23 protein-coding genes are annotated in these 21,291 nt (G+C 67.1%); 11 read left to right on the top strand and 12 right to left on the bottom strand.

Annotation, left to right across the window (positions count from 1 at the left end; all coding sequences use genetic code 11):
- Positions 1 to 2 precede the first annotated feature (2 nt).
- On the bottom strand, positions 3 to 905 hold the full coding sequence (gene meaB, locus CG716_RS21430; protein WP_165774231.1) for a methylmalonyl Co-A mutase-associated GTPase MeaB: 903 nt from the start codon (positions 903 to 905) through the stop codon (positions 3 to 5).
- Between the two features lie 112 nt (positions 906 to 1,017).
- On the opposite strand from meaB, the gene CG716_RS21425 reads away from it, so the two are divergent.
- Entirely contained in the window at positions 1,018 to 1,782 is a 765-nt protein-coding gene (locus tag CG716_RS21425; protein ID WP_094483128.1) for an SDR family NAD(P)-dependent oxidoreductase, read from the top strand.
- 3 nt (positions 1,783 to 1,785) lie between these two features.
- Here CG716_RS21425 and CG716_RS21420 read toward each other — a convergent pair whose 3' ends face one another.
- From CG716_RS21420 to CG716_RS21405, 4 genes are read right to left on the bottom strand one after another with little or no spacing between them, the layout of a single operon-like run.
- A complete protein-coding gene (locus CG716_RS21420; protein ID WP_094483127.1) occupies positions 1,786 to 2,550 on the bottom strand; it encodes an enoyl-CoA hydratase/isomerase family protein in 765 nt (254 codons plus the stop codon).
- A gap of 3 nt (positions 2,551 to 2,553) precedes the next feature.
- On the bottom strand, positions 2,554 to 3,642 hold the full coding sequence (locus CG716_RS21415) for an acyl-CoA dehydrogenase family protein (protein WP_094483126.1): 1,089 nt from the start codon (positions 3,640 to 3,642) through the stop codon (positions 2,554 to 2,556).
- Positions 3,629 to 4,534 carry an acyl-CoA dehydrogenase family protein gene (locus tag CG716_RS21410; RefSeq protein WP_094483125.1) on the bottom strand — a complete coding sequence of 302 codons (906 nt, stop codon included), beginning with the start codon at positions 4,532 to 4,534 and terminating at the stop codon, positions 3,629 to 3,631. The genes CG716_RS21415 and CG716_RS21410 overlap by 14 nt, the downstream gene beginning before the upstream one ends.
- A complete protein-coding gene (locus tag CG716_RS21405) occupies positions 4,512 to 5,906 on the bottom strand; it encodes a class I adenylate-forming enzyme family protein (protein WP_094483124.1) in 1,395 nt (464 codons plus the stop codon). Before CG716_RS21405 ends, CG716_RS21410 begins: the two co-directional genes overlap by 23 nt.
- A gap of 134 nt (positions 5,907 to 6,040) precedes the next feature.
- Here CG716_RS21405 and CG716_RS21400 point away from each other — a divergent pair, with 134 nt between their 5' ends.
- The gene (locus CG716_RS21400) at positions 6,041 to 6,325 is read left to right on the top strand and encodes a 2Fe-2S iron-sulfur cluster-binding protein (RefSeq protein WP_094483123.1); all 285 of its coding nucleotides are present in this window, start codon (positions 6,041 to 6,043) and stop codon (positions 6,323 to 6,325) included.
- Here CG716_RS21400 and CG716_RS21395 read toward each other — a convergent pair.
- The 4 genes from CG716_RS21395 to CG716_RS21380 are packed head-to-tail and all read right to left on the bottom strand — an operon-like array spanning position 6,313 to position 10,281.
- On the bottom strand, positions 6,313 to 7,350 hold the full coding sequence (locus CG716_RS21395; RefSeq protein WP_094483122.1) for a CaiB/BaiF CoA transferase family protein: 1,038 nt from the start codon (positions 7,348 to 7,350) through the stop codon (positions 6,313 to 6,315). The two genes, CG716_RS21400 and CG716_RS21395, sit on opposite strands and share 13 nt — an antisense overlap.
- Complete coding sequence (locus CG716_RS21390; protein WP_094483121.1) at positions 7,347 to 8,303, bottom strand: LLM class F420-dependent oxidoreductase; 957 nt, start codon at positions 8,301 to 8,303, stop codon at positions 7,347 to 7,349. Before CG716_RS21390 ends, CG716_RS21395 begins: the two co-directional genes overlap by 4 nt.
- Positions 8,303 to 8,704 carry a cobalamin B12-binding domain-containing protein gene (locus tag CG716_RS21385; RefSeq protein ID WP_094483120.1) on the bottom strand — a complete coding sequence of 134 codons (402 nt, stop codon included), beginning with the start codon at positions 8,702 to 8,704 and terminating at the stop codon, positions 8,303 to 8,305. Before CG716_RS21385 ends, CG716_RS21390 begins: the two co-directional genes overlap by 1 nt.
- Positions 8,704 to 10,281, bottom strand: coding sequence for a methylmalonyl-CoA mutase family protein (locus CG716_RS21380; RefSeq protein WP_094483119.1), 1,578 nt, complete (start codon positions 10,279 to 10,281; stop codon positions 8,704 to 8,706). The genes CG716_RS21385 and CG716_RS21380 overlap by 1 nt, the downstream gene beginning before the upstream one ends.
- An 88-nt stretch (positions 10,282 to 10,369) precedes the next feature.
- On the opposite strand from CG716_RS21380, the gene CG716_RS21375 reads away from it, so the two are divergent.
- Positions 10,370 to 12,313, top strand: coding sequence for an acetoacetate--CoA ligase (locus CG716_RS21375; RefSeq protein WP_094483118.1), 1,944 nt, complete (start codon positions 10,370 to 10,372; stop codon positions 12,311 to 12,313).
- On the opposite strand, the gene CG716_RS21370 is transcribed toward CG716_RS21375, so the two are convergent.
- Positions 12,310 to 12,597, bottom strand: a complete 288-nt coding sequence (locus CG716_RS21370; protein ID WP_094483117.1) for a DUF1330 domain-containing protein — start codon at positions 12,595 to 12,597, stop codon at positions 12,310 to 12,312. The two genes, CG716_RS21375 and CG716_RS21370, sit on opposite strands and share 4 nt — an antisense overlap.
- A gap of 80 nt (positions 12,598 to 12,677) precedes the next feature.
- Here CG716_RS21370 and CG716_RS21365 point away from each other — a divergent pair, with 80 nt between their 5' ends.
- The 3 genes from CG716_RS21365 to CG716_RS21355 all read left to right on the top strand — a co-directional run bounded on the left by CG716_RS21365 (position 12,678) and on the right by CG716_RS21355 (position 15,345).
- Positions 12,678 to 14,162, top strand: coding sequence for an aldehyde dehydrogenase family protein (locus CG716_RS21365; RefSeq protein WP_094483116.1), 1,485 nt, complete (start codon positions 12,678 to 12,680; stop codon positions 14,160 to 14,162).
- 135 nt (positions 14,163 to 14,297) lie between these two features.
- A complete protein-coding gene (locus tag CG716_RS21360) occupies positions 14,298 to 14,558 on the top strand; it encodes a hypothetical protein (RefSeq protein WP_094483115.1) in 261 nt (86 codons plus the stop codon).
- Between the two features lies 1 nt (position 14,559).
- Positions 14,560 to 15,345, top strand: coding sequence for an SDR family oxidoreductase (locus tag CG716_RS21355; RefSeq protein ID WP_094483114.1), 786 nt, complete (start codon positions 14,560 to 14,562; stop codon positions 15,343 to 15,345).
- A gap of 27 nt (positions 15,346 to 15,372) precedes the next feature.
- Here CG716_RS21355 and CG716_RS21350 read toward each other — a convergent pair whose 3' ends face one another.
- Positions 15,373 to 15,621, bottom strand: a complete 249-nt coding sequence (locus CG716_RS21350; protein ID WP_133066993.1) for a hypothetical protein — start codon at positions 15,619 to 15,621, stop codon at positions 15,373 to 15,375.
- Positions 15,622 to 15,701: 80 nt separating this feature from the next.
- On the opposite strand from CG716_RS21350, the gene CG716_RS21345 reads away from it, so the two are divergent.
- Positions 15,702 to 16,196: a hypothetical protein gene (locus CG716_RS21345; RefSeq protein ID WP_094483112.1), complete on the top strand. Its 495-nt coding sequence runs from the start codon at positions 15,702 to 15,704 to the stop codon at positions 16,194 to 16,196.
- 107 nt (positions 16,197 to 16,303) lie between these two features.
- Positions 16,304 to 17,914 carry a hypothetical protein gene (locus CG716_RS30280; protein ID WP_207760731.1) on the top strand — a complete coding sequence of 537 codons (1,611 nt, stop codon included), beginning with the start codon at positions 16,304 to 16,306 and terminating at the stop codon, positions 17,912 to 17,914.
- 100 nt (positions 17,915 to 18,014) lie between these two features.
- Here the strand turns inward: CG716_RS30280 and CG716_RS29655 are convergent, their stop codons facing one another.
- Positions 18,015 to 18,608 (bottom strand): Rv2240c family protein, encoded by a 594-nt coding sequence (locus tag CG716_RS29655; protein ID WP_234817939.1) that lies wholly within the window; start codon positions 18,606 to 18,608, stop codon positions 18,015 to 18,017.
- Positions 18,609 to 18,993: 385 nt separating this feature from the next.
- Between CG716_RS29655 and CG716_RS21320 the strand changes: the two genes are divergently transcribed.
- The 3 genes from CG716_RS21320 (at position 18,994) to CG716_RS30275 (ending at position 21,259) form a co-directional block, all read left to right on the top strand.
- A complete protein-coding gene (locus tag CG716_RS21320; protein ID WP_165774229.1) occupies positions 18,994 to 19,677 on the top strand; it encodes an MspA family porin in 684 nt (227 codons plus the stop codon).
- Between the two features lie 210 nt (positions 19,678 to 19,887).
- On the top strand, positions 19,888 to 20,580 hold the full coding sequence (locus CG716_RS21315) for an MspA family porin (RefSeq protein WP_094483106.1): 693 nt from the start codon (positions 19,888 to 19,890) through the stop codon (positions 20,578 to 20,580).
- Between the two features lie 7 nt (positions 20,581 to 20,587).
- Complete coding sequence (locus tag CG716_RS30275) at positions 20,588 to 21,259, top strand: hypothetical protein (protein ID WP_094483105.1); 672 nt, start codon at positions 20,588 to 20,590, stop codon at positions 21,257 to 21,259.
- The last annotated feature ends 32 nt before the right edge of the window (positions 21,260 to 21,291 follow it).

Here is a 21,291-nt window from a genome sequence, read left to right as displayed (position 1 = left end):
GCTCACTGCGGTTCGCCCGCCGGCAACCCCCTTGTCGGCGAAACTCTTTGCGCGATAAGCGCTTCCGCCGCACTGTAGGGATCACGACGCCCCTCGGCCACCGCCTCGGCCAGTGCGTCGAGGTCCGGATGCGTGTGCAACCGGCTCTGCGCCAGTGACAGCACCTGCGCTCGGGCCCGCGCGGCGCGCCGGGCCTGCGTATCGGCCCGCCGGTGCGCCTCGATCGCCTCGATGAGCTCCCCCACCCCGTCGGCCTTGGCAGCGACCAGGGTGAGCACCGGAACGTGTGTCTCGAATTTGAGGTCGCGGACCGTCTGCGCGGCACCCTCCCGGTCGGCCTTGTTCACCACCACCAGATCGGCGACCTCGAGCAGGCCCGCCTTGGCGGCCTGGACCGCGTCACCTGCGCCGGGGTTGAGGATCACTATCGTGGGATCGGCGACCGCGGCGATCTCGATCTCGGACTGCCCGACTCCGACGCTCTCCAACAGCACGACGTCGTAGCCCAGCGCGCCGAGCAGGCGGATGGCGGCGGGCACCGCGGCGGCCAGGCCGCCGAGATGACCACGGGTGGCCACCGACCGGATCAGCACATCGGGGTCGTTGATGTGGGCAGCCATCCTGATCCGATCGCCCAGCAGAGCCCCGCCGCTGTAAGGCGACGACGGGTCCACCGCCAGCACCGCTACCCGTTGTCCTCGTTCGCGATACGCGGCAACGAGCACCGCGATCGTCGTTGACTTGCCGGCACCGGGCGGGCCCGTCACGCCGACCACCGGCACTGCGGCCGGACCGAGCTGGGCCAGGACCTCGTCGCGGCGCGGGCTCTCGACCAGGCTCAGCAGCCGCCCGACCGCACGAATGTTCCCGCCGCGGGCCGCGGTGATCAGCTCGCCGACGTCCATAACGGGCAACGCTAGCGCGGGCGCGGCCACAACTTCGGGTTGACCAAATTCAGACGACATGAGAATACTATTCTCTCAAGTCGAGAGCGTCAGTTGCAAGAAGGGTAACGCTATGCAGATCAGTGGGAGTTCCGCCGTCGTCTTCGGTGGTGCGGGCGGCCTCGGCGAGGCCACCGTGCGTCGGCTGCACCAGGCAGGCGCCAGGGTTGTGATCGCCGATCTAGCCGATGAGAAGGGCAAGGAACTCGCCGGCGAGCTCGGAATCCCCTACGTGCGCACCGACGTCACGAACGACGACGACGTGCTGGCGGCCATCGCCGCAGCCGAGGAACTCGGACCGTTTCGGGTGTCCGTGGACACCCACGGCGGCCCGGCCGGCGGCGGCCGGCTGGTCGGCAAGGACGGCTCCCCCATGGAAATGGAGGCGTTCACCAAGACCATCACCTTCTACCTGACCGCGGTGTTCAACGTGATGCGACACGTTGCCGCCGCGATGGCGCGCCAGGAGCCCGACGAGAACGGCGCCCGTGGCGTCATCATCAACACCGCATCGATCGCCGCGTTCGAGGGCCAGATCGGCCAGTTGCCCTACTCGGCCGCCAAGGGTGGCGTCGTCGCGATGACACTGGTTGCCGCACGCGATCTTTCGCCGCTGGGGATCCGGGTGATGTCGATCGCCCCCGGAACCATCAACACCCCTGCCTACGGCAAGGCCGCCGATCAGCTGGAGGCCTACTGGGGTCCGCAGGTATTGTTCCCCAAGCGGATGGGCCGCTCGACGGAGTACGGCGCGCTGGCACTGTCGATCGCCGAAAACGACTACCTCAACGGCGAGACCATCAGGCTGGACGGCGGGCTGCGCTTCCCGCCGAAGTAGTCGCTACTTCTTCGCGATCAACCCGTCGACGATCGTGTTGAAGTCGACGGTGCCGAACGACACGTACTCGGCGAGGTTGGCGTAGTCCAACGACGCCATCACCGACTTCTCCAGCTGGATGTTCATCAGCCGTTTGGTGGCTTCGACCGCCTGCTGTGGTAGTTCGATGAGCTTCTTGGCGCACGCGATCGCCTCGGACACTGGCTCGGCGACAACATGATTCGCCAGTCCGAGTTCCACCGCGCGGTCGGCCTTGATGCGTACGCCGGTCAAGGCAAACTCTTTGGCCTGCAGCAGAGAAATTTGCGATCCCCACACCAGCGGGCCGCCGTCGGCCGCGACCAGGCCGATCTGCACGTGCGGGTCGGCAAAGAACGCCGTCTCGGCGATGTAGACGATATCGCTGAGCGCGGCCAGACTGCAGCCCAGGCCGACCGCCGGCCCGTTGACCGCCGCGATCACCGGAATCCGGCAGCGGACCATACCGATCACCAGATCGCGGCCATGCTTGATCGTCTTCTGCCGCAACGCTTCGTCGTTGCGCAGCTCGTCGAGATAGTTGAAGTCGCCGCCCGCCGAGAACGCTCGCCCGGCACCGGTGATGACAGCCGCCCGCGCGGACGCGTCCTCGTTGAGCGCCTCCCAGACCTTGGCCAGCCCGACATGCAGATTGTCGTTGACGGCGTTCAGCTCGTCCGGGCGGTTGAGCGTGATGATGCGCAGCGGGCCATCGGCCTTGACGTCGATTTCGTCCGGCATGTCGTACATGTGCTAAATCCCCAATCCCAAAATGCGTCCGGCGATGATGTTCTTCTGAATCTGTGACGTTCCGCCCATGACACTCTGGGCACGACTGTAGAGGTAGGCACCGAACAGCTCCTCGTCACCGGTGCCGACCGTGGCCAGCGCGGCGTGACCGACGGACTGTTCGGTCCACGTCATCAGCAGCTTGTCCAGCGAGCCGTCCGGGCCGTGCTTGATACCATCCAACTGCTCAGAGAGCCGACGCCGCACGTGCAGACGCAACATCTCGGTCTGGACCCAGGCCCACGACAGCTCGTCGGGAACCGGACCGTCCACGCGGGACGCCATCTGGCGCACCAGCTTTCCGTACCGCGCCGAGAATCCGAGGGTGGAGGGCTCGCGCTCGTGGCTGACCACGGTCATCGCCAGCTTCCAGCCGTCGCCCGGCGCACCGACCATGTTCGCCGCCGGAACCCGGGCGCCGTCGAACTCGACCTGACCGAATTCCTTGGTGACGCCACTGATCATCTTCAGCGGCCGCTGCACGATCCCGGGCTGGTGCATCGTGACGATGAATGCCGAGATGCCCTTGTGCTTGGCGACATCCTTGTCCGTGCGCGCCAGCACCAGGCACCAGTCGGCACAATCGGAATAGCTGGTCCAGATCTTGTGACCGTTGATGATGTAGTCGTCACCGTCACGGGTCGCGGTCGTGGTCAGCGAGGCCAGATCCGAACCGGCGCCGGGCTCCGAAAAGCCCTGGCACCAACGCTCGGTGCCGTTGATCATGCCGGGCAGGAAGCGTTGTCGCAGTTCCTCGCTGCCGTGATGACTCAACCCCACCACCAGGTAGCCCAGGCTCGGGCGCGCGGGTGCGCCGGCCTTGGCGATCTCCTCGTCGACGATCACGTCGAAGACGGTGGGTAAACCCTGGCCGCCGTATGCCAAAGGCCACGAGGTGCCGAAGAAGCCCGCGGCATACAGGGCCTGATGCCACTCCCCCGCTTTTGCCCAGTAGGCGTCCCCCGACGTCGGGAATTTGCCCTTCTGCTCGGTCAGCCAGCCACGTAGCCGCTCCCGGAAGGCGGCCTCGTCCGGCGAGTCACGAAAGTCCAATGGTCAACTCCTCCAACTTGACTGGCCAAGCCTCAGTGGCCGCCAGCACCCGACGCAGATAGATGTGGGCGAGGCACTCCCAGGTGTTGCCGATCCCGCCGTGCACCTGGATCGACATCTCGGCGACGGTGAATGCCGCGCGCGCACAATAGATCTTGGCCACCCGGGCGGCCTCCACGGCTTGCTCGACGGGCAGTTCGTCGACCGCCCATGCGGCATGGCGCAGCACGCTGACCGACCCCTCGATGAGGGCGAGGCCCTCAGCCAGCATGTGCGCCACGGCCTGATAGGAGCCGATGGCTGCGCCGTACTGCTCGCGGACCTTGGCGTATTCGGTTGCCAGCGTGTGGGTCCCGCGAGCCGCTCCGACCAGTTCGGCCGTCGTGACCACCAGCGCGAGGGCGTACCAGCGCTGCGCCTGTTCGGCGGTCAGCTCGCCCACCGCCTCGGCTGTACCGGACACGGCGGCGCTGATGCGGGTCAGATCGGCCGCGTCGCGGGCGTCACCGACACCCACCGACTCGACGGTGGTGCCGGCCAGTCGCAATGCCGAGCCGACACCGTCGGCGTCGATCACCACGTCACCGATCGCGACGCTCGAAGGCAGCGGGTCGGTGCCGAGCAGACGATAGAGGTCGTCGGCGAGCACCGGGCCCAGGAACGGCACGTCCACTAGACCCCGGGCGAATTCCTCTGCTACCAAGGCCACTTCGACGCCACTGGCGCCGTCAGTGCGCAGCGACCGCCAGCCCGTCGCGTCCACGGTCTTGGCCAACCGCGCCCGCCGCGACTCGTCGTCGAGGTCCGCGACAGAACCGGGACCGAAATCGTCGGCCAGCCGGGCCGCGGCATCGTGCAGCTGTTGCTGCTCACTGGTCAGGCGTACGTCCATACTGCTCCTTGAGAACTCGCCGCAGCGCCTTACCCGATGGCAGGCGCGGGATTTCGGGCACGAAAACAATGTCACGGGGGCGCTTGTAGGACGCCAGCCGGCCGGCGATCAGGGCGTCCAGCTCGTCGGCGCTGACCGGCTCGGCGGTGGCCACCGCGGCGATGACCGCCTCACCGTCATCGGCGTCGGGTACCCCGAACACCGCGCAATCCCGCACCGCCGGATGTCCGTGCAGCACCGACTCCACCTCGACCGGGGCGACCTGGAAGCCGCGCACCTTGATCATTTCCTTGAGCCGGTCGGTGATTCGCAGCCAACCGTCGTCGAGGTAGCCGATATCGCCGGTGCGATACCACCCGTCGTCGATCGCATCGGCGGTGGCGGCCTCGGGCAGGTAGCCGGCCATTGCCGACTCCGAACGCACCTGGATCTCGCCGACCTCGGGAGAGTCCACCGGCGCACCGGTCTCCGTTGACACGATGCGCACCGCCGGAATGGGCCGGCCCACGGTGTCCAGTCGCGCATCGTCGCGCGGGCAGCACGCGATGACCGGCACCTCGCTGGTGCCGTACGCCGAGATCCAGCCGATACCGGTCCGCTGGGTCACTTCATCGGCGACGCTGGCGGTGACCGGGGTCGCACACCACATGATGTAGCGCAACGAGGAGAGGTCGTAGGTCTCCAGCTTCGGATGCGAAGCGATCGCCAACGCAATTGGGGCGACTGCCATTTCGACAGTGATCCGGTCATCTTGGATGCACTGCAACATCGTGTCGATGTCGAATCTGGCGTGCAGACGCATCCACCCACCGACGTCGAGCACCGTGGCGATGTTGAGCAGACCGAGGATGTGCGACGGGGGCGTGACGATCTGCATGCGGTCCACGGCCGTCAGCCCCAGCGCCCGTCGCCACTGCCGAACCGCCGCGGCCAGTGACGCGTGAGTATGGCGCACCGCCTTGGGCATTCCGGTTGTCCCGGAGCTGAAGACCAGCACCGCATCGGAGTCGGCCACAGGCTGTACGGTCGTCGGCTCGACGGCCGGGATCGGTTCGTCGAGGCTGAGCATCGGCATCGCATCGGCGAGCACCGGGTTGTCGCCGACCGCATGGTCGGCCTGCGCCACCTCGAGCGCATGGCCGACGTCGGCGGCTTTCCAGGCCGGACTGATCAGCGCCACCGACGCACCGAGGCGCCAGATGGCGTGCACCGCGAAGATGAACTCGGGCCGGTTCGACGACATCAGCGCGACCCGTTGCCCCGCCCGCACTCCGCGGCGCGCCAGAGTCTGGGCCAACCCGGCGGATAGCGCATCGACCTGAGATCGTGTGTAAATGCGGTCCTCAAAGGCAAGCACTCGCACGTCGCTCATGGCGCGGTCCGCTCGCACATGGTCAGTGACAATCCCATCGACAGGTCAGCAAACGAGAACATACTATCGCCAGTAGAGAACTGTATTCTCATCTGGGCAGAATGATACTGCTCTAAAACCGAGGAGAGAAGTGCGTGGCTGACGGCACAAACACGGCGACCATCACCCTGGACGGCAAGACGGTGACCGTGCCCTCAAACCCCGGTGACACATTGCTGGAGACCGCCAGGCGGGCCGGCCTGTCGCCGCCCTTCAGCTGCGAGGCGGGCAACTGCGGCACCTGCATCGCGACGGTCGTCGACGGCGAGGTCACCATGCGGGTGAACGAGGTGCTCGAAGACAGCGAGGTCGAGGACGGTTTGGTGCTCACCTGCCAGGGTGTGCCCCAGTCCGACGTGACGATCACCTACGACGACTGAAACTCGTCGAGCTCCGGCGGCGCCAGATAGTCGGGCGCATAGCCCAGCACCCGCACCGGGCTGCCGACCAGTCGGTAATCACCCGCCGTCACGATGACCTCCGGCGTCGCCTCGAGGGCATCGGGAAGTGACCGGACCGCCGCGGCCGGAATGCCCAGCGGACGCAGCCGAGCCTCCCAGTTCACCGCGGTGTCCGCGGACAGCGCTGCCCGCACCACGGACAGCACCTCGTCGCGGCGCTGCGAACGCTCAGCCATCGTCGGGAAGCCCTCGATACCGGCCTCGGCGGCGAAGGTCCGCCAGAAGCCGTCGTGGGTGACGAACAGCGCCAGGTAGCCGTCCGCGGTTTCGAAGAGCTGGGCGGGCACATAGAAGGAGTGCGCACCGAACGGGTGCCGGCGCGGGTGCACACCGTCGTTCAGGTAGGCCGAAGCCCGGTAGTTCAGTTGGGAGAACATCACATCCCGCAGCGAGACGTCGACCTGTCCACCCTGGCCGGAGACGATCATCGCCAGAAGTCCCAGTGCCGCAGTCAATCCGGTGGAATTGTCGGCCGAGGAGTAGCCGGGCAACGTCGGCGGCGCGTCCGGATCACCGGTCATGGCCGCCACCCCGGTCGTGGCCTGGATGACGTAGTCGAAGGCCGGGTCGTCGCCGCCGTCGAGGCCGTAGCCGGTCAGCGCGACGCACACGATCTTCTCGTTGTGCACCTTCAGCGCGTCATAGGTCAGGCCGAAGCGCCGGATCACCGATGGCTTCATATTGACCAGTAGCGCATCGGATTCCGCGGCCAGCTCGCTTAGCCGCTGTTGGCCGGCTGGCGAAGCCAGGTCAATGCAGACGCTGCGCTTGTTGCGGTTGAGGCTGGCGAAATAGCTGTCGGCGACCTGGCGGGAGATCTCCCCGCCGGGCGGCTCGATCTTGATGACCTGCGCGCCGAGATCGGCGAGCAACATCGTGGCGTACGGGCCGGCCAGCATGGTGCCGACCTCCAGGATGCGGACGCCGGAGAGTGGCCCCTTCATCGAATTTCGGCGGCCAGCTGGGAAATCACCTCGCGGGTGCGGTATTTCGACGCCACCAGCTCATCGCGCGTCTCACCGATCGGCAGCAGCCGCACCGACAGATCGGTCACACCGGCATCGGCGAATTGCTTGAACCGCTTCAGGATTGACTCTTCATCCCCCGCGGCGCAAAGATCGCCGACATCTCGGGCGTCGCCCCGGTCCAGCAATCGCTGATAGTTGGGTGAGGTCTCGGCCTCGGCCAGGATGCGGTTGGCCCGGTCCTTGGCAGCGTCAATCTCGGAGTTGGCGCACAGCGTGACGGGGATACCGGCGACGATCCGCGGTGCGGGCTTCCCGGCCTCGGCGGCGGCCTTGTTGATCTTGGGGGCGATGTGCTCACCGATGGCCTTCTCATCAGCCATCCACAGCGTGGTGCCGTCCGCATGCTCACCGGCAATCTGCAGCATCACCGGGCCGAGCGCCGCCACGAGCACCGGCATCTTCGTCTCGGCTCCGAGCGCGGTCGGGTTGTGGACGGTGAAGGTGTCATTCTCGACGTCGACGGGGCCGGGCCCGGAGATCGCCGCATTGAACACCTGCAGGTAATCGCGGGTGTACGCGGCCGGTTTGTCGTAGGGCAGCCCGAGCATGTCCCGGATGATCCAGTGATGCGACGGGCCGACGCCGAGTGCCAGCCGCCCACCCGAGATGGCGTGCACCGAAAGCGCTTGACGGGCAAGGGCAATGGGATGCTGTGCCTGCAGCGGGACAACGGCAGTACCGAGCTCGACGCGTGTGCTGTGCGACGCCATCAACGCGACCATGCTCAGCAGATCGAAATCGTCGGGCACCTGCGGCATCCACGCGGTCGCGAGCCCCGCCGCGTCGGCCCATTCGATGTCGGCGATGAGCTTCTTCACCTTGCGGGCCATGTCGCCGCGCTCGGCACCGATCATCACGCCAAGACGCATTACTCGACCACCTGTTCTGAGGTCAGCGCCCGGACGTCGCGGACCAGGGTGTCCAGCGACGTTCCGGTCGGAAATACCGCGGCCGCACCGGCTTCCAGCAATTTGGGCACGTCGCTGGTCGGGATCGTACCGCCGACGATGACCGCGATGTCGCCGGCGTCAGCGGCGCGCAATGCATCCACGGTGCGCTGCGTGAGGGCCAGGTGCGCACCCGAGAGGATGGAAAGCCCAACCACGGCAACATCTTCCTGCAGCGCGATCGACACGATGTCCTCGATGCGCTGGCGGATTCCGGTGTAGATCACCTCGAACCCGGCATCGCGCAGCGCGCGGGCCACGATCTTGGCCCCACGGTCGTGGCCGTCCAGGCCGGGCTTGGCAACCAACACGCGGGCGCTCACTAGAACACCACCGGCTGCTGGAACTCGCCCCACACCGACTTGAGAGTCGATACCATCTCGCCCACAGTGCAGTAAGCGTTGGCGCAGTCGATCAGGTTGTGCATCAGGTTTTCGTCGCCTTCCGCCGAACGGGCCAGTGCGGCAAGCGCTTCCTTCACGGCGACGCCATCGCGCTCCGCCTTGACCTTCGCCAGCCGCTTGAGCTGCTTGTCGCGCCCTTCGGCATCGAGTTCGTAGGTGGCGAGGTCCGGTGCGGGCTCCTCGACGACGAACTTGTTGACGCCGACCACCGGGCGCTCCCCCGACTCGACCTCTTGATGGATCTTGTAAGCCTCGTCGGCGATCAGCCCCTGCAGGTAGCCGTCCTCGATGCAGCGCACCATGCCACCGTGCGCTTCGAGGTCAGCCATGATCTCGATGATGCGTTCCTCGGTGGCGTCGGTGAGCGCCTCGACGAAGTACGAGCCGCCGAGCGGGTCGGCCACCCGGGCGACACCGGTCTCGTAAGCCAGGATCTGTTGCGTGCGCAGTGCCAGCGTCGCGGACTCCTCGCTGGGCAGCGCGAACGGCTCGTCCCATGCGGCGGTAAACATAGACTGCACGCCGCCGAGCACCGAGGCCAGCGCCTCATAGGCAACCCGGACCAGGTTGTTCTGCGCCTGCGGCGCGTACAGGGACGCACCGCCGGACACGCAGCCGAAGCGGAACATCGAGGCCTTATCGGTCTCGGCACCGTACCGCTCGCGCACGATGGTGGCCCAACGACGCCGTCCGGCACGGTATTTGGCGATCTCTTCGAAAAAGTCGCCGTGGGTATAGAAGAAGAACGAGATCTGCGGGGCGAACTTGTCGATGGTCATCCGGCCGCGCTCGACCACCGTGTCGCAGTAGGTGACCCCGTCGGCCAGCGTGAACGCCATCTCCTGGACGGCATTGGCGCCCGCATCGCGGAAGTGTGCGCCCGCCACCGAAATCGCGTTGAAGCGCGGCACCTCGGCCGCGCAGAACTCGATGGTGTCGGCGATCAGCCGCAGCGACGGCTCGGGCGGCCAGATCCAGGTGCCGCGCGAGGCGTACTCCTTGAGAATGTCGTTCTGGATGGTGCCGGTCAGCTTCTCCCGCGGAACGCCCTTCTTCTCCGCGGCCGCGACATAGAACGCCAGCAGGATCGCGGCCGTGCCGTTGATCGTGAAGCTGGTGCTGATCTTGTCCAGCGGGATGCTGTCGAACAGGATCTCGGCGTCGGCCAGGGTGTCCACCGCGACGCCGACCCGGCCGACCTCTTCGCCGTACTCCGGATCGTCGGAATCGTAGCCGCACTGGGTCGGCAGATCCAGGGCCACCGACAGCCCGGTGCCGCCCTGTTCGAGCAGGTAGCGATAGCGACCGTTCGATTCCTCGGCGGTGCCGAAACCGGAATACTGGCGAAAGGTCCACAGCCGTCCGCGGTAGCCGCTCGAGAAGTTGCCCCGGGTGAAGGGGAAGGCACCCGGCGCGGGAGGATCCTCACTGCGGTCGGCCGGTCCATACACCGGATGCAGCGGGATACCCGACGATGTCTGGGATTGGTGGTCCATCGCTTGGATACCGTACTTGCAGTTTAGGAGAATGCCAATACCGTTTTCGGCGAGCCGTGTGCAGTTTCGCCTGAAACGCGAGGTAAACATGACCGACGAGAGGAACACCGTGCCGCGCAGTGAACCCCAGTGGAAGCAGTTCGCCGCTACTACGGCCGCACAGCACGGAGCGCCGTCGGGCAGCTACGCCGAACTGTGGCAGTGGTCGGTGGACCACCCGGCCCGCTTCTGGCGGGCGCTGTGGGAGCACTTCGATGTGCACGCCGAGGTCGGCCCCGGAGCGGGTGACGACGCAGTGCTCGCAGACGCGACGATGCCCCGCACGGTGTGGTTCCCCGGCGTCCAACTGAACTACGTCGACCAGATCCTGCGGCACACCGCCCACGCCGGTGCGGCGATCATCGGGATCGACGAGGACGGCACCCGCACCGAGATCAGTTGGGCGGAGCTGGCCGGCCGGATCGGGGCGGTGGCCGCCGAACTACGCCGGCTCGGCGTGCAGACCGGCGACTGCGTGGCGGCCTACCTACCCGACGTCGCCGAAGCGATGGTCGCGTTCCTGGCGACGGCGGCGATCGGGGCGGTCTGGTCGGCGTGCGGGCAAGACTACGCACCTCAGGGCGCCGCCTCCCGGCTCGCGCAACTGCAACCCAAGGTGCTTTTCAGCGCCGATGGCTACCAACTGGGCGGAAAGTGGTTCGACAAGCGCGCCGACACCAAGGAATTGGTGGATCTACTGCCGGGCCGGCCGCACCTGCTGGTCCTGGACAGCGACGACTACCGCCGGCTGATCGCCACGCCGGTCACCCCCGAGGTCACTGCGGTGGCCTTCGACCATCCGCTATGGGTGCTGTTCAGCTCGGGCACCACCGGCAAGCCAAAGGGCATCGTGCACGGCCACGGCGGCGTCATCCTGGAGCACCTGAAAGCGACTGCGCTGCAGGGAGATCTGGGACCCGATGACGTGTTCTTCTGGCAGACCGCACTGAGCTGGATGATGTGGAACTTCCGGATCGCCGGCTTGATGTGCGGCTCGACGGTGGTCTGCTACAGCGGGCATCCGCTCAATCCCGACGCCGACCGGCTCTGGCAGCTCCTCGAAGACGAGAAGGTCACGTACTTCGGCACCAGCCCCGGTCACCTGCTGGCCTCGCGCAAGGCCGGGCTGCATCCCGGAACCGAGCACGATCTCGGCCGGCTGACCACCATCGGCAGCACCGGCTCCCCGCTGCCCGCCGATCTGTTCGACTGGGTACGAGAGGAAGTCGGCGAGAACGTCGCCGTCTCCTCGATCAGTGGCGGGACCGATGTGGTGACCGCTTTCGCCGGCGGCACGGCGGGCGAGCCGGTGATTCCCGGTGAGCTCACCACCCGCTATCTAGGGGTCGCCCTCTACAGCTGGTCGCCGCAGCGCCAACCGCTGATCGGCGAGGTGGGCGAGATGGTCATCACCACCCCGATGCCGTCCATGCCGGTGAGGTTCTGGAACGACGACGACGGATCTCGCTATCGCGCAGCCTATTTCGACCACCACTGGGCGGAAGGACCGGCGCCGCATGTGTGGCGGCACGGCGACTGGGTCACCGTGACCGACCGGGGCTCGCTGATCATCCACGGGCGCAGCGACGCCACCCTCAACCGGCACGGCATCCGGATGGGCTCGGCCGACATCTACGAAGTGGTCGAGGCGATCGACGCGGTGACAGAAGGATTCGTGCTCGGCATCGACGGCCCCGACGGCGCCTACTGGATGCCGCTGTTCGTCACGCTGACACCGGGCCGGGTGCTCGACGACGAACTCGTCGGCGTCATCCGTTCGGCGATCCGGACCAAGCTCTCACCGCGGCATGTGCCCGACGACATCATCGCCGCACCTGGGATTCCGCACACCCGCACCGGCAAGAAACTCGAGGTGCCGGTGACGGCGATCATGGCCGGCCACGCCGACGTATCACTGGATCCGCGCTCGATCGACAACCCTGATCTCATCGACTGGTACCGCGCGCAGGGCGCCGAACACAGCTGGGTCTAGAACCCCGAGAGGATCGCCGCGTTGGTGTCGGCGGCGGCCTGTCGCAGCACACGTGCACTGCGGTAGGCGTCCGAGTCGTACCACGCCTGCGCCGCTTCGACCGTCTCGAACTCCAGCACGACGGTCTGGTGGCCGTGCCAGTTGCCTTCGAGCACTTGCGGTTTGGCGTCGACAGCCAGGACTTTGGCGCCGCCCATCGCCGCAGCGGCGGCCTTCCCGTACGCCTTCATGCCCTCCGGGTCGTGGATTTCCTCGGTGAAGATGACATACGCCTTAGAAGCCATAGCCTGGCCGCTCCTCTCATGCGAGAATGCTGTTCTCGTATTTCGGGTGACAGATTTCCACGCCAACAGGGGTAAATGCAATGACCAATGTCGACGCTGACACAGGTGTGCTCGCCGGCGAGCAGCGGATGCTCATCGACGGGGAGCTGCGGTTCACCGATTCCGGGGCCACGTTCGACGTCGTCCACCCGGCCTCCGAGGAGGTGGTCGGTCACGCCACCGACGGGACCGTCACCGACGTCGAACGCGCGACCGCGGCGGCGCGGCGGGCGTTCGACACGACCGACTGGTCGCGCGACCTGGAGTTCCGCTACCACTGCCTCAACCAGCTCCACGAGGCGCTGACCGCCGAGCAGGAACGGCTGCGGCGCATCGTGATCACCGAGGTCGGTTGCCCCGTATCGGTCAGCGGCTCGCAGATCGAGAGCCCGATCGCCGAGGTGCGGCATTGGGCCGAGCACGGCCGAAACTTCGACTACCTGGTGGACACCGGCACTCACGAGACCCAGATGGGACCGGCCCGGCGAAAGATCCAGTACGACCCGGTCGGTGTCGTCGGCGCGATCACGCCGTGGAACGTGCCGTTCTACCTCAACATCGCCGAGACGATTCCGGCGTTGATGGCCGGCAACACCGTGGTGCTCAAGCCGGCTCAACTCACCCCGTGGTCGGGCACCGAGCTCGGCCGCATCATCGCCGAGAAGACCGACATCCCGGCCGGGGTGTTCAACGTCGTCACATCGAACGCCAACGAGGTCGGCGCCGCGCTGTCGGCCGATCCTCGGGTGGACATGATCACTTTCACCGGCTCGACCGCCACCGGCCGGGCGATCTTGGCCGCCGGAGCCGCGACGGTCAAGAAGACGTTGCTCGAACTTGGCGGCAAGTCCACCCATATCGTCTGCGATGACGCCGATTTTAACGCCTGCCTGCCGATGGCGGCGATGTTCGCCTGCGTCATGTCCGGCCAGAGTTGCATCCTGTCGAGCCGAGTCCTGTTGCCGCGCAAACGCTATGCCGAGGGCCTCGAGATCCTCAAGACCATGATGGCGAACTTCCCGGTCGGGGACCCGTGGACACCGGGCAACCTGCAGGGCCCGCAGATCAGTGCCATGCAGCGGGAGAAGACCCTTGGCCTGATCCAGTCCAGCATCGCCGACGGCGCCACCCTGGTCACCGGTGGCGGTATCCCGGAGAACCTGACCACCGGCTACTACGTGCAGCCGACCCTGCTCGCCGATGTGGATCCCACGTCCACCATCGCCCAGACCGAAATCTTCGGGCCGGTGATCACCGTGACCCCGTACGACACCGACGACGAAGCCATCGAGATCGCCAACAACACCATCTACGGGTTGTCCGGCGATGTGACCAGCGGTGACGACGAACGCGCGCTGAACATCGCCCTGCGGCTGCGCACCGGCAGCGTGACCACCAACGGGCACTCGTTCTTCGGGATCACCAGCCCGTTCGGTGGCACCAAGCAGAGCGGGCTGGGCCACCGCAACGGCGACGAGGGTTACCGGGAGTACCTGAACATGAAGACGATCGGCGTGCGGCCCTAGGTCCCCCGGGGGCAGCGCGGCCGTACCCACTCCCGTCGACTTCGGACCGACTACGCGGCAGGCGAGCCGCCCGTGCGAGTCTCCGCATCCTGAACGGTCGTCTACATTCGAGAACAACGGCTCTGGAGGCGCACCATGATCAAGCTCGAACTGCCCTATGTCACCGTGCTGGTGGACGACCGGTTCCGCAACCGGCTCGCCCGCGCCGGTGAACGGCTGCGCGTCACACTCACCGCATACCTACGCAACGCCGCAGACGACCTCGACGGCCTCGGCCGTAAGGCCACCGTCGCCTGCCAGACCGCCGCAGTGCGGGTCGACACGGCCATGGCCGCGGCCAACGACCGCATCGCCCCGGAGCCCGAAGCCGAAAGGCCGCATCTGAGGGTCGTCTGACGTGAGCGCTCCCAGCGTCTTCATCACCGGAGCCGCTGCGGGCATCGGTCGGTCGACCGCCCTGACCTTCGCCCGGCACGGATATCGGGTCGGCGCCTACGACATCGACCTCGACGGGCTCGCCGCGCTGCACAACGAGATCACCGAACACGGCGGCGGCGTGACTACCGGTCAGCTGGACGTCACCGACGCTGCCGCATGGTCGGCGCGACTGGCCGAATTCACCGGTACGACAGGCACACTCGACATCCTGGTGAACAATGCCGGAGTGTTGAGCGCCGGCGCGTTCCAGGACATGCCACTGGCAACCCACCGCCGGATGATCGATATCAATGTCTACGGCGCGCTGGCCGGACTCCACGCCGCGTTCCCATATCTGCGTGACACCGCACACGCGCAGGTAGTCAACATGTGCTCGGCCTCGGCGCTCTACGGGCAACCCGAACTCGCCACCTACTCGGCCACCAAATTCGCACTGCGCGCCCTGACCGAAGCACTCGAGCTGGAGTGGCGACGCTACGACATCACGGTGCTGGCGATGTGGCCGCTGTTCGTCAAGACCGCGATGACCGACGGCATGGAAACCGGCAGCACCAAATCGCTGGGCATCAACCTCGGCCCCGACGATGTGGCGGCCGCCGTCTACTCGGCCACCCACCGCGGTCGCGGCAGGCTACCCAAGGTGCACTACCCCATCGGGCGCCAGACCAGGCTTCTCGCCGCGATGGCGCAGGTCTCGCCTAACTGGTCCATGCGATTGATCAACAAGATGGTCGCGCGCAGCTGACTGAGTTCAGCTGACGGACAGCAACATTCACCCGATCGAGCTGAAAGGCCTGCGCGGCGGCTGCTGATTCTGCCCGAATGATTGGCATAGTCCGGTATTGCTGGCCACGCAGGGCACGCCGTTGATAGTGGGGGCACTGCCGTCCAGGTAGCACTGGCCGCTGTACTGGTTGTCGATGTGCCCGGGCGGGCAGCTCTGCGCCGTCGCGATCGGCGCCACAACAGTGACCCCGGCTACCACACCGATGCATGCGACCACCCGCACAACGCACGTCATCGTCGCGACCACAGCTTGCCTTCCCGCCGCCAGATTACGCGTTTGAGGGGTTGCCAGGACCGGTGACTAGGATCGTCGGCATGCCAGAGCCCGCCGCAGAGGTGAACCAAACCCGTCAATCTCGATCGTCGATTGGGTGGATCGCGCCTCTCGCATTGGTGATCGCACTCATCGCCGCCGCGGCGGCCGGATGGGCGCTGCTGCGGCCGGCGCCGTCGAGCCCGGCCCCTGCCGCCGCACAGTTGAGCGGTGATCCCAAGGCCAATGCCTGCGACGCCTATCGCACGGTGAGTTCGGCGGTGTCGTTGCAGACCCACGCCGACGCGGGGTCCGAGGTGCAGGGCGTAGCCGCGAACGCGCGGCTGGCCATGTCCGGCGGTGCGACCTATCTGTTGGCGCACCTGGGTGCAGGGACTCCGTCGGACCTGTCCGACGCGATTCGCAGCTTCGCGACCGGGCTGCAGGATATTTCCATGAACGCGTTAGCCGGAGTAGCCAACAGCGACCCGACACAAGCCGAGCGCCTTCGTAACGCCGAGACCGCGAACACCCGCATCGCCGATCTCTGCAAATAGCCACTACGACGCGTTTTACAGGTTGAGTTCAACTTGCGTTAGCCCGAAGTTCGGCAGTGAGCCAAGTGGGGTCCAGTCCCGAGTAAGGGTGGTCTCCTTGGATTCCTATGGCAGTGACCATTCGGCGCATTTGCCCGCTGAACGTCTCCTTGAAGGGAATTCCGATCTTGTCCAAGCACCGCAAGAAATCGCCCCGCATGGCCACCCCCGCCTTCGTCACGACGGGTGTCGCCGGCGCGGCAATGGTGAGCGCGGGTTTTCTGCTCGCCACCACCGATACACCCAAGCCCATCGCGTCCCCGGCCATCAAGCTGACGTCGATTGACGTCCCGCTTGACTCCCCGCTGTGGCCGCTCTTGCCGATCGGATCGGGCGGCGGCGTCAAGAGCCTCAGCGCCGCGTCCGGCACGGCCTCGGCGAGCGCTGCCAAGGCGCTGGCCTCGGTCACGGCTGCCAGCAACCCGGTCGGTGACTTCATCGCAATCTTCGTGAGCAACGGCACCGCCGCCCACCCCAACGGTGGCCTGCTCATCGGCAACGGCTACAGCTACAGCGCAGCCGACGCCCAGTGCGCCAGCGCCGCCTGCAACGGCGGTAAGGGCGGCCTGCTCATGGGCAACGGCGGCAACGGCTACAACGGCGGCAACGGCGGCAGCGCCGGGCTGTACGGCAATGGCGGCAGCGGTGGTAACGCCCTGAGCGCCACCATCAACGGCGGCAAGGGTGGCAACGGCGGCAACGGCGGCCTGATCGCCGGCAGCTCCTCCACCGGCGCGCTGTTCGGCGGCGGCGGCGGCGCCGGCGGCAACGGCATCGCCGGCGGTGCCGGCGGTAACGGCGGCAACGCCGGAGCTCTCGCCGGAAGCGGCGGCGCAGGCGGCAACGGCGGCGCCAGCACGACGGCCGGTGTCGCGGGTGGTGCCGGCGGTAAGGGCGGCAACGCCGCAAGCCTGCCCGTGTTGGGCAGCGGTAACGCCGGCGCCGGCGGCGGCGGTGGAGCCGGCTACGGCGCCGGTGCCGTTGGCACCGAAGGTGGCGCAGGCGGCAACGGCGGCAACGGCGGCTACTACGGCTCGGCCGCAGGCGGCGCCGGTGGCGCCGGTGGCGCAGGCGGCAACGGCACCACCACCGGAGCTCAGGGCGGGGCCGGCGGCACCGGCGGCACCGGCGGACTGGGATCCGGGAACGGCGGCGCAGGCGGCATCGGTGGTGTCGGCGGTAACAGCGGTGCGGGTGCCGGCGCGAACGGCGGGGCCGGCGGCAACGGCGGCAACGGCGGATTGGCCGGGAACGGCGGCGCAGGCAACACCGGCGGCAACGGCGGCAGCGGCACCACGTCCGGCGGCAGCGGCGGCGCAGGCGGCACCGGCGGTCTCGCCGGGAACAACGGTGGCGCAGGTGGTGTCGGCGGTAACGGCGGCGCGGCGAGCGCCGGCACCGGCGGCACGGCCGGCAAGGGCGGCACCGGTGGATTCGGTGGATTCGCCGGCGGCGCAGGCAACACCGGCGGCAACGGCGGAAATGGCTCGACCACCGGTTCGGGTGCCGCGGGCGGCACCGGCGGCAACGGCGGCGGCAGCCTGATCAACGGGGGTAAGGGCGGCAACGGCGGCAACGGCGGCAAGGGTGGCAACACCGCCGGAAAGACCGGCTCGCTCGGTGGCGGCTCGCTGGGCGGCACGCCTGGCAAGGGCGGCGCCGGCGGCGCCGGCGGGTAACCCCGCCGACCAACGAGAATCGGCCCCCTTCGAAAGAAGGGGGCCGATTTCGTTGGTGTGAGCTCGGCGCGCAGAAGGTGCGGCAGGCTGAGGCCTGCGGCTAGGCTCGTCCACCGTTCATCGCGCATGCCATCTGTGCGTTCTTGGCGTCGGTGTTCATATCGCTGGCCGTGTTGTTCAGCGAGTCCCCACCGCCACGAACGCCCATGATGATCAACAACTTCGCGGCCCGAATGGACCACGACCGCATGGGATCTGCAATATCGCCGGGCAGCCCAGGCGTGTTGGCTGCGTCCATCGCCGTCGAGGCGGCCTCGCGCAGGGCGGTACGGCCGATCACGTTGGAACTGGCCACGTTCGGGTCGTCGTAGTTCACGCTGTTTCCGCCACCGGCGGTGTTGTACGCGAAGTCCTCGTAGTTGTTCGCCGCGAAGTCCAACGCCGCCCCAAATTGCTTGCACGCTGTCGTGACGGCGGCGAATGTGCTCTGGTCCGGCGGGGGCGGTGCATCGGCAGCGTCAGGCAGCGGCGCCGGCGCGGGCGCCGCTACGTTGGCCGGGGCGGGGCCGGGCGCCGGCGCCGGCGCCTCGGTCTGCGCATCCGGGTCAGCAGATGCGACGGGAACAGCAAACAATGTCGCGGACATAAGCAACGAGGCGGTCAGCGCCTTGGCGCACATCTGTGATGTTGTCATCGCTTCCTCCTGGATCGTGGGCTCCCCCGAACCGTCCGGCTGGAAGTTCCAAACCAGCCCTACCCGGAACCCGTGACGACAGGGTCCCTCAGGGTCAGGACGAAGTGATGATCAACGGGACAGCTGTCTGAATAGTGAACGGACATCAAACAGCGGGCGCCGTCGAAGGATCCATCGGGTGTACCTTGCACCGATTTTGTATGCAGTTGGTATCACCTTGAGATGGAAAACCGCCCGCCCGACCGCGAACCGGAGGAAATGACGCCCGGTAGACGGTAATCGGGTGGGAGTTGTTGGTGCGGTGTTTACCGCCCCGACACCCACCAACTCAATGATTCCTCCGAACGACACTGTGGATATCAACGACGAGAGGCGCCAACACGACATGTTGAAACGCTTTGCCGCATTGGCTGGAGTTTGCATGCTGGTCCCGACGGGAGCGACCCCGCTCGCGCTCGCTGACCCGGCAGCTGATCCCAACGTGGCACCTGCCGCCAACGCCGGCCCGGCGGGACCCGTGCCCTCCGCCGCGCCCGGAGTCCTCAAGACGCCCGACGGCTGGGTGCTGAACGTGACGGGCAAGGACGAGTCCATGGAACCCGTGGCGTCCCTGACTAATTCGCCGTGGTCGCGTGAGTACCTGGTGGACGGCACGTTCACCGGTGACATCAGCGGCAGCGGCAGCACCAAGCTGGCCGGTGGCAGCTTGGAGGCCGGCTACCAAATCGGTTGCGGCATCATCCAGGACGACCTCGAGTCGATCTCCTCGCTCGGTGTCACTCCGGGTGTTGGCATCCCGTTGGTGAACGGTTCGCTGCTGCCGATCACCCTGGGTCTGTCGCTGTCCGAGCAGATCAAGATCGACCTCAAGCCGGGCACCGTGAACATCGTTCCGGTCGGCAAGAAGTCGTTCAAGGGCACCAAGCCGCGCGTCTCGATCACCGGGTTCCGGATCAAGATCGACGGTTGCGCGGGCCAGTCCTTCATCCGCTCGTACGCAACGCTGACGAGTTCGACGGACAACACCGACGACGTGGTGACCTACCTCGGCGTCACCAAGGCCGTTTAACAATTACAAATCGTCGTTCTCACAATCGGCTGCCCGTCACCGACGTGGTGGTGGGCAGCCGATTTGAACACCGGACAGACCAACCAGGGACGTCCAGTGGATGAGATTCGGGCGCTGAGTGTTGGCGCTGCGTTCACCAACTGGACACCACACCAATCAATCATTTTCTCAGGGAAAATCCCAGTGACAGACGGAAGGCGCCGACAGGACATGTTGCATCGCTTTGCCACCGCGGCTGCAGTTTGCATGCTGATTCCGATGGGAGCGACTCCGCTCGCGTCGGCGGACCCGGGCGATCCGGCGGCGCCGCCCGTCGCCGACGCTGGTGCTCCTCCTCCACCCCCACCAGCCGACAACGGCGTTGTCGCCTCCGAAGTTCCCGGCATCGCCAAGACCCCCGACGGCCGCACCCTGACCGTGGCCGCCAAGGACGAGACCCAACTGCCGGTGGCACCGCTGACGACGTCCCTGTCGTCTCGCGACTGGTTGGTCGGCGGCACGTTCACCGGCACCACGACCGGTTCGGTGAACGGCGGATCGCTGGAGACCGGCTACCAGATCGGCTGCGGCGTGGAAATGGACAAGATCAAGCTCAACGGCTCGGTCGGCGCCACGCTGGGTAACGGCAGCCTGACCACGACCGGCGTCTCGCTGCCGGGCTCGATCAGCTTCCCGATCCAGGGCCAGGTCGAGGTCGAGCCCCGACCGGGCACGATCACCAACGTCGTCGTGGACAAGAAGACGTTCAAGGGCACCTCGTCGCGCATCACGCTCAAGGACATCCACATCAAGGTCGACAACTGCGTCGGTGCCTCGTCGCTGCGTTCCTACGCGGTGCTGACCAGCTCCGGCACCGACTCCGACGACATCGTCGCGTACTACGGCGTCACCAAGGTCTTCTGACGTCCTGATGCGCCATATCTACAGAACGCTCGTTACGGGTGCGGCCGCGGCCGCACTCGCGGTCGGGGCGGCGGTCTCCTCCATGGCGCCCGCCGCCGCCGACGACCAGCCGCCTGCCGATCCGGGGGTGCCGGCTGCTCCCCCGGCGCCCGCGCAGGGGTTCGTTCCGCCGGCAGGGACCATCTCGGACTCGATCAGCGGATTCGCGAACTACGTCGCCGGGCCCGCAGGGAATCAACTGCTGCTCGGACAGACACCGGCGCCTGCTGTGGCGGGTACCGTCCCCGGGGCGCCACCGAGTGTCGACGTACTCAACGGCAGTCAGATGCTGCTGCCGCAGACGTATCGCACGCTGCAGGGCGCTGACGATCCGACTCCGTCTCCCTACGATCTGCAAACCGGCGTGCCGCCGGGGCCGTTCGCTCGTGTCGACGCGCTCAAGGGCGTCCACGCGATGGTGCACGGCGCGTTAGGCCGCATGCCCGCAGATCAGCTCGGCCAGCCGTTGCCCGGCACGGCGCCGCCACCTGGGACCAACATCCCGGCCGGACCCGAAGAGTTCCTGCCGGATCCGGCGGCACCGCCTCCCCCGGGAGGTCCCGCGGCTCCCGGAGCTCCCGCAGCTCCCGGAGTGCCGATTCCCCCGGCGCCGCCGCTACCGCCTCCGCCGGCAGGCTGATCGCGTCCTCGTCGCCGTTCGCGGCATCGTCG

Source organism: Mycolicibacterium sphagni (assembly GCF_002250655.1).
Taxonomy (GTDB): domain Bacteria; phylum Actinomycetota; class Actinomycetes; order Mycobacteriales; family Mycobacteriaceae; genus Mycobacterium; species Mycobacterium sphagni.
This window is presented reverse-complemented; position numbering and strand designations above follow the sequence as displayed.

Coding starts and splice junctions, on each gene's coding strand:
- CG716_RS21410 (WP_094483125.1), bottom strand. CDS start 4,534: ATGGACGTACGCCTGACCAGTGAGCAGCAACAGCTGCACGATGCCGCG.
- CG716_RS21370 (WP_094483117.1), bottom strand. CDS start 12,597: ATGGCTTCTAAGGCGTATGTCATCTTCACCGAGGAAATCCACGACCCG.
- CG716_RS21395 (WP_094483122.1), bottom strand. CDS start 7,350: ATGAAGGGGCCACTCTCCGGCGTCCGCATCCTGGAGGTCGGCACCATG.
- CG716_RS21380 (WP_094483119.1), bottom strand. CDS start 10,281: ATGGACCACCAATCCCAGACATCGTCGGGTATCCCGCTGCATCCGGTG.
- CG716_RS29655 (WP_234817939.1), bottom strand. CDS start 18,608: ATGACAACATCACAGATGTGCGCCAAGGCGCTGACCGCCTCGTTGCTT.
- CG716_RS21420 (WP_094483127.1), bottom strand. CDS start 2,550: ATGTACGACATGCCGGACGAAATCGACGTCAAGGCCGATGGCCCGCTG.
- CG716_RS30275 (WP_094483105.1), top strand. CDS start 20,588: ATGCGCCATATCTACAGAACGCTCGTTACGGGTGCGGCCGCGGCCGCA.
- CG716_RS21405 (WP_094483124.1), bottom strand. CDS start 5,906: ATGAGCGACGTGCGAGTGCTTGCCTTTGAGGACCGCATTTACACACGA.
- meaB (WP_165774231.1), bottom strand. CDS start 905: ATGGACGTCGGCGAGCTGATCACCGCGGCCCGCGGCGGGAACATTCGT.
- CG716_RS21345 (WP_094483112.1), top strand. CDS start 15,702: ATGCCAGAGCCCGCCGCAGAGGTGAACCAAACCCGTCAATCTCGATCG.
- CG716_RS21320 (WP_165774229.1), top strand. CDS start 18,994: ATGTTGAAACGCTTTGCCGCATTGGCTGGAGTTTGCATGCTGGTCCCG.
- CG716_RS21360 (WP_094483115.1), top strand. CDS start 14,298: ATGATCAAGCTCGAACTGCCCTATGTCACCGTGCTGGTGGACGACCGG.
- CG716_RS21315 (WP_094483106.1), top strand. CDS start 19,888: ATGTTGCATCGCTTTGCCACCGCGGCTGCAGTTTGCATGCTGATTCCG.
- CG716_RS30280 (WP_207760731.1), top strand. CDS start 16,304: ATGGCAGTGACCATTCGGCGCATTTGCCCGCTGAACGTCTCCTTGAAG.
- CG716_RS21365 (WP_094483116.1), top strand. CDS start 12,678: ATGACCAATGTCGACGCTGACACAGGTGTGCTCGCCGGCGAGCAGCGG.
- CG716_RS21390 (WP_094483121.1), bottom strand. CDS start 8,303: ATGCGTCTTGGCGTGATGATCGGTGCCGAGCGCGGCGACATGGCCCGC.
- CG716_RS21350 (WP_133066993.1), bottom strand. CDS start 15,621: ATGACGTGCGTTGTGCGGGTGGTCGCATGCATCGGTGTGGTAGCCGGG.
- CG716_RS21375 (WP_094483118.1), top strand. CDS start 10,370: ATGACCGACGAGAGGAACACCGTGCCGCGCAGTGAACCCCAGTGGAAG.
- CG716_RS21425 (WP_094483128.1), top strand. CDS start 1,018: ATGCAGATCAGTGGGAGTTCCGCCGTCGTCTTCGGTGGTGCGGGCGGC.